This is a genomic window from Streptomyces sp. T39 (assembly GCF_008042045.1).
Taxonomy (GTDB): domain Bacteria; phylum Actinomycetota; class Actinomycetes; order Streptomycetales; family Streptomycetaceae; genus Streptomyces.
Window position 1 is genome coordinate 1,788,463 of the sequence record NZ_RDBP01000012.1, and the last position, 8,271, is coordinate 1,796,733.

The 8,271-nt window shown below is 73.4% G+C and carries 10 protein-coding genes and 1 pseudogene; 10 read left to right on the forward strand and 1 reads right to left on the reverse strand.

Features of this window, described 5'->3' with window-relative positions; genetic code table 11:
* Positions 1 to 46 precede the first annotated feature (46 nt).
* The 10 genes from EAO77_RS09040 to EAO77_RS09080 all read left to right on the forward strand — a co-directional run bounded on the left by EAO77_RS09040 (position 47) and on the right by EAO77_RS09080 (position 8,019).
* Positions 47 to 967, forward strand: coding sequence for a Rossmann-like and DUF2520 domain-containing protein (locus EAO77_RS09040; RefSeq protein WP_147987511.1), 921 nt, complete (start codon positions 47 to 49; stop codon positions 965 to 967).
* Entirely contained in the window at positions 964 to 1,998 is a 1,035-nt protein-coding gene (gene panC, locus EAO77_RS09045) for a pantoate--beta-alanine ligase (protein WP_147987512.1), read from the forward strand. Before EAO77_RS09040 ends, panC begins: the two co-directional genes overlap by 4 nt.
* Positions 1,995 to 3,710 carry an L-aspartate oxidase gene (locus EAO77_RS09050; RefSeq protein ID WP_261993849.1) on the forward strand — a complete coding sequence of 572 codons (1,716 nt, stop codon included), beginning with the start codon at positions 1,995 to 1,997 and terminating at the stop codon, positions 3,708 to 3,710. The genes panC and EAO77_RS09050 overlap by 4 nt, the downstream gene beginning before the upstream one ends.
* Positions 3,707 to 4,717 (forward strand): carboxylating nicotinate-nucleotide diphosphorylase, encoded by a 1,011-nt coding sequence (gene nadC, locus EAO77_RS09055; protein ID WP_147987513.1) that lies wholly within the window; start codon positions 3,707 to 3,709, stop codon positions 4,715 to 4,717. The genes EAO77_RS09050 and nadC overlap by 4 nt, the downstream gene beginning before the upstream one ends.
* Complete coding sequence (locus EAO77_RS09060; RefSeq protein ID WP_147987514.1) at positions 4,717 to 5,514, forward strand: type III pantothenate kinase; 798 nt, start codon at positions 4,717 to 4,719, stop codon at positions 5,512 to 5,514. The genes nadC and EAO77_RS09060 overlap by 1 nt, the downstream gene beginning before the upstream one ends.
* Before the next feature lie 180 nt (positions 5,515 to 5,694).
* Positions 5,695 to 6,300, forward strand: coding sequence for a hypothetical protein (locus EAO77_RS09065; protein ID WP_187283255.1), 606 nt, complete (start codon positions 5,695 to 5,697; stop codon positions 6,298 to 6,300).
* Positions 6,301 to 6,314: 14 nt separating this feature from the next.
* The gene (locus tag EAO77_RS38525) at positions 6,315 to 6,488 is read left to right on the forward strand and encodes a hypothetical protein (protein ID WP_187283167.1); all 174 of its coding nucleotides are present in this window, start codon (positions 6,315 to 6,317) and stop codon (positions 6,486 to 6,488) included.
* Between the two features lie 106 nt (positions 6,489 to 6,594).
* Positions 6,595 to 6,990: a BlaI/MecI/CopY family transcriptional regulator gene (locus tag EAO77_RS09070; protein ID WP_147987516.1), complete on the forward strand. Its 396-nt coding sequence runs from the start codon at positions 6,595 to 6,597 to the stop codon at positions 6,988 to 6,990.
* A 9-nt stretch (positions 6,991 to 6,999) separates the two neighbouring features.
* On the forward strand, positions 7,000 to 7,527 hold the full coding sequence (locus tag EAO77_RS09075) for an amino-acid N-acetyltransferase (RefSeq protein ID WP_147987517.1): 528 nt from the start codon (positions 7,000 to 7,002) through the stop codon (positions 7,525 to 7,527).
* Between the two features lie 156 nt (positions 7,528 to 7,683).
* Positions 7,684 to 8,019, forward strand: a complete 336-nt coding sequence (locus EAO77_RS09080) for a histone-like nucleoid-structuring protein Lsr2 (protein ID WP_147987518.1) — start codon at positions 7,684 to 7,686, stop codon at positions 8,017 to 8,019.
* A 123-nt stretch (positions 8,020 to 8,142) separates the two neighbouring features.
* Here EAO77_RS09080 and EAO77_RS09085 read toward each other — a convergent pair.
* Positions 8,143 to 8,271, reverse strand: a pseudogene (locus EAO77_RS09085) (histone-like nucleoid-structuring protein Lsr2); the annotation flags it as partial.

Genomic DNA, 8,271 nt, shown 5'->3' on the forward strand with positions numbered 1-8,271 from the left:
AAATCGTCCGGTACCCCCCGCGGACTGGAACGGAAGGCACCGCCGCGTGAACGCCACACCACCACAGGAACCGCTCGACGCGCGGGACCGCCCTGCCCGACTGACCGTGGGCGTGGTCGGCGCCGGGCGGGTCGGCCCCGCCCTGGCCGCCTCGCTCCAGCTCGCCGGCCACCGCCCGGTGGCGGTCTCCGGCGTCTCGGACGCCTCCCGGCGCCGGGCCGCCGCCCTGCTGCCCTCGGTGCCGATCGTCCCGCCGGCCGAGGTCATGGCCAGGGCCGAGCTTGTCCTGCTCACCGTTCCCGACGACGCGCTGCCCGGACTGGTCGAGGGGCTCGTCGAGACGGGGGCCGTGCGCCCCGGCATGCTGCTGGTGCACACCTCCGGCCGGTTCGGCGCCGATGTGCTCGCCCCCGCGACCCGCGCCGGGGCGCTGCCCCTCGCCCTGCACCCGGCGATGACCTTCACCGGCACCGCGGTCGACGTGCAGCGGCTGGCCGGCTGCTCCTTCGGCGTGACCGCGCCCCAGGAGCTGCGCCTGGCGGCCGAGGCGCTGGTCATCGAGATGGGCGGCGAGCCGGAGTGGATCGAGGAGGCGGCCCGCCCGCTCTACCACGCCGCCCTCGCCCTCGGGGCGAACCACCTGGTCACGCTGGTCGCCCAGTCCCTGGAGCTGCTGCGCACCGCCGGAGTCGCCGCTCCGGACCGCATGCTCGGCCCGCTCCTCGGCGCCGCCCTCGACAACGCGCTGCGTTCCGGTGACGCGGCGCTGACCGGCCCCGTCGCCCGGGGCGACGCGGGCACGGTCGCCGCGCACGTCGCCGAACTGCGCAGGCACGCCCCGGGCGCGGTCGCCGGCTATCTGGCCATGGCGCGGACGACGGCCGACCGGGCACTCGCCAACGGCATGCTCAAGCCCGAGCTCGCCGAAGACCTGCTGGGCGTCCTCGCGGAGGGGGACCTGCGATGAGCCGTAGCCGCACCACCACGCGCACGCTGGAGCTCGTGCCGACCCGGGCGGACCTCCGCGCCCTGCTCGATGCCCGGCGCACCGGCACGGGCCGCACGGCGGTCGTGATGACCATGGGCGCGCTCCACGAGGGCCACGCCGAGCTGGTCCGGGCCGCCCGCCGGCACGTGGGCGACGACGGGTTCGTCGTCGTGACCGTCTTCGTCAACCCGCTCCAGTTCGGCGCGGGCGAGGACCTCGACCGCTATCCGCGCACCCTCGACGCCGACCTGGTGACGGCCACCGCGGCGGGCGCCGACGCCGTCTTCGCCCCGTCCGTCGACGAGGTGTACCCGGGCGGCGCCCCGCAGGTGCGGATCACGGCGGGCCCCATGGGCGAGGTGCTGGAGGGCAGGACCCGGCCGGGCCACTTCGACGGCATGCTGACCGTCGTCGCCAAGCTGCTCCACCTCACCTCGCCCGACGTGGCGCTGTTCGGGCAGAAGGACGCCCAGCAGCTCGCGCTCATCCGGCGCATGGTGCGCGACCTGAACTTCCCGGTGGAGATCGTCGGCGTGCCCACCGTCCGCGAGGAGAGCGGACTGGCCCGCTCCAGCCGCAACCAGTACCTCTCGCCCGCCGAACGGGGCACCGCCCTCGCCCTGTCCCGGGCGCTCTTCGCCGCCCGGGACCGGCTCGCCGCCCAGCAGGCGCTGCACGCCCGCGCCGAGGCCGTCCCCGCCGCCCCCACCCGCGCCGCGGCGCTGTCCGCGATGGGCGAGGCCCGGGCCGCGGCCGACGCCCACGCGGTCGCCCAGGCCGGCCCGCCGGTCGGCGCGGACGCCGTGCGGGCGGCCGCCGCCGCCGTGCTGGACGAGGCCGCGCGGTCCGCGCCGCCCCTGCTCCTGGACTACCTGGCGCTCGTCGACCCGGACCGCTTCACCGAGGTCGCCGACGACCACACCGGGGACGCGGTGCTCGCGGTCGCCGCGAAGGTCGGGACGACCCGCCTGATCGACAACATCCCCCTGACGTTCGGAGCCCCGCAGTGACCGGAATACGGGCCGAGGCCGGTACCCGGCTGGCCGCCCCCGCCCCCGGGTGGGCCATCGAGGCCGATGTGGCCGTGGTCGGCTCCGGCGTCGCCGGGCTCACCGCCGCGCTGCGCTGCGCGGCGGCCGGCCTGCGCACGGTCGTGGTCACCAAGGCCCGCCTGGACGACGGCTCCACCCGCTGGGCGCAGGGCGGCATCGCCGCCGCGCTCGGCGAGGGCGACACCCCGGGACAGCACCTCGACGACACCCTGGTGGCGGGCGCGGGCCTCTGCGACGAGGAGGCCGTGCGCACCCTGGTCACGGAGGGTCCCGACGCCGTGCGCCGCCTGATCGCCACCGGCGCGCGCTTCGACACGGACCCGCGGTCCGGCGCGATAGAGCTGACCCGGGAGGGCGGCCACCACCGCCGCCGCATCGCCCACGCCGGCGGTGACGCCACCGGCGCCGAGATCTCCCGGGCGCTGGTCGACGCGGTCCGGGACCAGGGCCTGCGCACCATCGAGAACGCCCTGGTCCTGGATCTGATCACGGACGGCGCGGGTCGCACGGCGGGGATCACCCTGCACGTGATGGACGAGGGCGAGCACGACGGCGTCGGAGCCGTCCACGCCCCCGCCGTGGTGCTCGCCACCGGCGGCATGGGCCAGGTCTACTCGGCCACCACCAACCCCGCCGTCTCCACCGGCGACGGCGTGGCGCTCGCGCTGCGCGCCGGTGCCGAGGTCTCGGACCTGGAGTTCGTGCAGTTCCACCCGACCGTGCTGTTCCTCGGCGCGGACAGCGAGGGCCAGCAGCCGCTGGTCTCCGAGGCCGTCCGCGGCGAGGGCGCCCATCTCGTCGACGCCGCCGGCGTCCGCTTCATGACCGGGCAGCACGAGCTGGCCGAGCTCGCCCCGCGCGACATCGTCGCCAAGGGCATCATGCGCCGGATGCAGGAGCAGGGCACCGAGCACATGTACCTGGACGCCCGCCACTTCGGCGCCCGGATGTGGGAGAGCCGGTTCCCCACGATCCTGGCCGCCTGCCGGGCCCACGGCATCGACCCGGTGACCGAGCCGGTCCCGGTGGCCCCCGCGGCGCACTACGCCTCCGGCGGCGTCCGCACCGACCTGCACGGCCGCACCACGGTCCCCGGCCTGTACGCCTGCGGCGAGGTCGCCTGCACCGGCGTCCACGGCGCCAACCGGCTGGCCTCCAACTCGCTGCTGGAGGGCCTGGTCTTCGCCGAGCGGATCGCCGAGGACATCGCCGCGCACGGCCCCCACCGCGAGGGCGTGCCGGCGGTGTCCACGACCGGTCCGCAGCCGCCCCGCCCGCTGGCCGCGCCGGGCACCCGCGCGGAGATCCAGCGGATCATGAGCACCCACGCGGGGGTGCTGCGCTCCGGGCCGAGCCTGCGCAAGGCGGCCGACGCCCTGGCGGCCCTGCACGCGGCCGCCGCGGCCGCCGGCACGGTCGCCGAGCCGGGCACCGGGTCCTGGGAGACGACGAACCTCCTCGACGTCGCCCGTGCTCTGGTGGCCGCGGCCCTGGAGCGCGAGGAGACCCGCGGCTGCCACTGGCGCGAGGACCGCCCCGACCGCGACGACGACCGCTGGCGGCGTCACCTCGTCGTCCGCCTCTCCGCGGGGGAGCCGGACGTCCGCCCCACCGCCGGTGAGGCATTTCCGCCCGTAACGCCCAACGCCCCCAGGGAGCCGCAACCGTGACCACGCCCGAAGAACGTCCGGAGCCCGTGGACGTACCGCTGATCCAGATCGGCGCACCCGCCGCAGACGGAGCGGGCTGCGGCGACGGCTGCGGCTGCGCCGACGAGACGTACGAGAGCGGCCTCGACCCCGCGCTCGCCGAACTGCTCGCCGCCGCGGGACTCGACCCGGTCCAGGTCGAGGACATCGCCCATCTCGCCATCGAGGAGGACCTCGACGGCGGTCTGGACGTCACCAGCGTGGCGACCGTTCCCCAGGACGCCGTCGCGACCGGCGACTTCACCGCCCGGGAGGCGGGCACGGTGGCCGGCCTGCGGGTCGCCGAGGCGATCCTGTCGATCGTGTGCACCACCGAGTTCGAGGTGGAGCGGCACGTCGAGGACGGCGACCGGGTGGAGGCGGGACAGAAGCTGCTCTCCGTCACCGCCGGCACCCGTGACCTGCTCACCGGCGAGCGCAGCGCGCTCAACCTGCTGTGCCGGCTGTCCGGCATCGCGACGGCGACCCGCGCCTGGGCCGACGCCCTGGAGGGCACGGGCGCGCGGGTTCGCGACACCCGCAAGACCACGCCCGGCCTGCGCGCCCTGGAGAAGTACGCGGTGCGCTGCGGCGGGGGCGTCAACCACCGGATGTCGCTGTCCGACGCGGCGCTGGTCAAGGACAACCACGTGGTGGCGGCCGGCGGTGTCGCCGAGGCGTTCAAGGCCGTCCGCGACCGCTTCCCCGGCCTGCCGGTCGAGGTCGAGGTGGACACCCTCCACCAGGTCCGCGAGGCCCTGGACGCGGGCGCCGACCTGATCCTGCTGGACAACTTCACCCCGGCGGAGACCGAGGAGGCCGTCGCCCTCACCGCGGGCCGCGCGATCCTGGAGTCCTCCGGCCGCCTGACCCTGGACAACGCCGCGGCGTACGCCCGCACCGGTGTCGACTTCCTGGCCGTCGGCGGGCTCACCCACTCCTCGCCGATCCTCGACATCGGCCTCGACCTCCGCGAGGTCGGCGCCTGATGCTCCTCACCATCGACGTCGGCAACACCCACACCGTCCTGGGTCTCTTCGACGGCGAGGAGATCGTCGAGCACTGGCGCATCTCGACCGACTCGCGCCGCACCGCCGACGAGCTCGCCGTCCTGCTCCAGGGCCTGATGGGCATGCACCCGCTGCTCGGCGAGGAACTGGGCGACGGCATCGAGGGCATCGCGATCTGCTCGACGGTCCCGTCGGTCCTGCACGAACTGCGCGAGGTCACCCGCCGCTACTACGGCGACGTCCCGGCGGTCCTGGTCGAGCCCGGCATCAAGACCGGTGTCCCGATCCTGATGGACAACCCGAAGGAGGTCGGCGCGGACCGCATCATCAACGCGGTCGCGGCGGTCGAGCTGTACGGAGGGCCCGCGATCGTCGTCGACTTCGGGACGGCGACGACCTTCGACGCGGTCAGCGCGCGCGGCGAGTACGCGGGCGGGGTGATCGCCCCCGGCATCGAGATCTCCGTCGAGGCGCTCGGTGTGAAGGGTGCCCAGCTCCGCAAGATCGAGCTGGCCCGCCCGCGCAGCGTGATCGGCAAGAACACGGTGGAGGCGATGCAGGCCGGCATCGTCTACGGCTTCGCGGGCCAGGTCGACGGCGTGGTCGGCCGCATGAAGCGGGAGCTGGCCGAGGACCCGGAGGAGGTGACCGTGATCGCGACGGGCGGACTGGCGCCGATGGTGCTCGGCGAGTCCTCCGCGATCGACGAGCACGAGCCCTGGCTGACGCTGATCGGCCTGCGCCTGGTCTACGAGCGCAACGTCTCCCGCATGTGACGTCCGCCGGGGCCCTCCCGCCCCGGCGGCTCCGGCCGGCGCCTGCGGCCGCACGGGTCCGGGCACCCCGCATTTCCGGCCAGGGAAATGAAAACGCCCGCTTTCGTACCATTAAGTGGAATTTCGTCCGTCGGCTCGTATGGTCGGCGCATGCCCACGCCATACGGATCCCACGGCGGAATGGCCTTCGGCGCGGACGAGCTGCGTGTGCTCCGACGCGCCCTGGCCACCGCCCTCCATCCCGTCCCCCTCGCCGACGAGGACGTCCGGGAGTGCCTGCGTCTGGCCGACTCCGTCGACGAGGCCGTGCGCGAGGCCGGACGTCTCCGTGCCTTCCTCGTCTCCGATCTCGCCCGCTACCGCGCCGCCCTGCCCGGCTCGGCCGTCGGCTATCTGGAGCTCCTCCAGGAGGCCCTGGCGGCCGGCTACGACCCCGGTACCCACGATCTCGCGGCCCTGCGGGCACTCGGCGGCAATCCGGTCGCGGCGGCCGTGCTGCGCCGCTGCCTGGGGATCGCCGAGCAGTCGGTACGGGCCCGGCTCGGCCAGGGCGCCGTGCGGGTTCCCGCGCCGGCGCCCGCACCCGAGTACCGGCCCGCCGGGACGCCCCGCCGCGCCCGGCTGCTCGCGCTCCCCGGCGGCCGGGGAGCCGACGACCCGAAGGGCAGGCCGCAGCCGCGGCCCACGCCGCCCGCTCCCGACGAGAAGCCGGTGCCGAAACCCTCCGAGGTGTTCCCGCCGCGCCGGAAGCCGGTGCCCCCGCCCGAGCAGCGCGCCGCCGGATAGCTACCCTGGACGGCATGGACTACGTTTCCGCGCTCGTTCCCCCCGTGGTGATGGCCGCCTTCTTCATCGGCCTGGTCGTGACGATCGTCAAGAGCCAGGGCGGTCCGAACAAGGCCAAGGAGGACGCGGCCGTCGACGCCGCGCTCAGCCGGGCCGAGTCGGCCCGGCAGCCCGGCCCCGACGCCTGAGGCACGGCCCGCCGCGCACCGAGGACGTACGACAGGTTCCCTGTCGTACGTCCTTTTTGTTACGTCGATAGCCCTTGATGACGGTTTCTCCTACTAGGGTGGCAATGTGCCCCGTCAATTGGGAGAGCTCGAAGACGCCGTCATGACACGGGTCTGGCAATGGAACCGGCCGGTCACCGTCAGGGAAGTCCTGGAAGACCTCCAGCAGGAACGGTCCATCGCCTACACCACCGTCATGACGGTAATGGACAATCTCCATCAGAAGGGCTGGGTGCGCCGGGAAGTGGACGGCCGCGCCTATCGGTATACGGCCGTCTCCACCCGCGCCGCGTACTCGGCCGCACTGATGAACGAAGCCTGGTCCCAGAGCGACAACCCGGCCGCCGCGCTTGTCGCCTTCTTCGGGATGATGTCGCCCGAGCAGCGCGAGTCGCTCCAAGCCGCGGTGCGCATCGTGCAGGCCGACGAGGGTGGCGACGGACCGGGTGCGGCGGGGCGATAGCGTCGCGCCATGCCTTATGCCCCAGCAAATGCCGTCACCGTCCGGCGGGCCAGGACCAGCGATGTCCCCGATGTGCGCCGACTCGTCGATCCGTACGTGAGTGAAGGCATCCTGCTCGACAAAGCGACCGTCACGCTTTACGAAGCCATCCAGGAGTTCTGGGTGGCGGAACGCGACGAGGACGGCCGGGTCGTCGGCTGCGGCGCACTTCATGTGATGTGGGAAGACCTCGCCGAAGTGCGCACCCTCGCGGTGGACCCGCAGTTCCTGGGCCACGGCGTCGGTCATCAGGTGCTCGGCAAGCTGCTCCAGACCGCGCGGTGGCTCGGCGTGCGACGGGTTTTCTGCCTCACCTTCGAAGTCGACTTCTTCCGGAAGCACGGCTTCGTCGAGATCGGGGAGTCGCAGACTCCGGTCGACACCGATGTCTACGCGGAGCTGCTGCGTTCCTATGACGAGGGAGTCGCGGAGTTCCTCGGTCTCGAACGGGTGAAGCCGAACACGTTGGGCAACAGCCGCATGCTTCTGCACCTGTGACAGCGGCGGCCCCGTCCGCGGAAGCCCGGATCCCTATGTCCGAATCGCGCACGTTTCCCGTCTTCTCGAGGATCTGAACCTCTGCCAAGGGTTTGTGTTTTCCAGAGAAAAGCGGTTTCCTTTCCGCGTACTGCATTTTCGATGAAAGGAAATCCGGTGGCACAGAAGGTTCAGGTCCTTCTTGTCGACGACCTCGACGGCGGCGAGGCGGACGAGACGGTGACGTTCGCTCTGGACGGCAAGACCTACGAGATCGACCTCACCACCGCCAATGCCGACAAGCTCCGGAGCCTGCTCGAGCCTTACGCGAAGAGCGGCCGGCGTACCGGTGGCCGTGCCGCGACCGGCCGCGGCAAGGCCCGTGCTGCCGCGGGCGGAAACAAGGACACCGCGGAAATCCGCGCGTGGGCGAAGGCGAACGGCTACGAGGTCAACGACCGCGGTCGCGTTCCCGCGTCCGTCCGCGAGGCCTACGAGAAGGCCAACGGCTGATTCCCCCCGAGTCCGGCGTGCGCGCCCTTCGCGCGCAGCAGCCGGAGCCGGTGGCACTCCGTCGCCGCGGCGGCCACCAGCCGTACGAGATCGGGGGCATCCCCACTGTCCCCGAGTCCGGCCAGCACGGGCCTTGCCGCGGCCGGTCGAGGCACGGCCACCGGTACGCCGGCCGCTCTTCGCGTAAGGCTCGAGCAGGCTCCGGAGCTTGTCGGCATTGGCGGTGGTGAGGTCGATCTCGTAGGTCTTGCC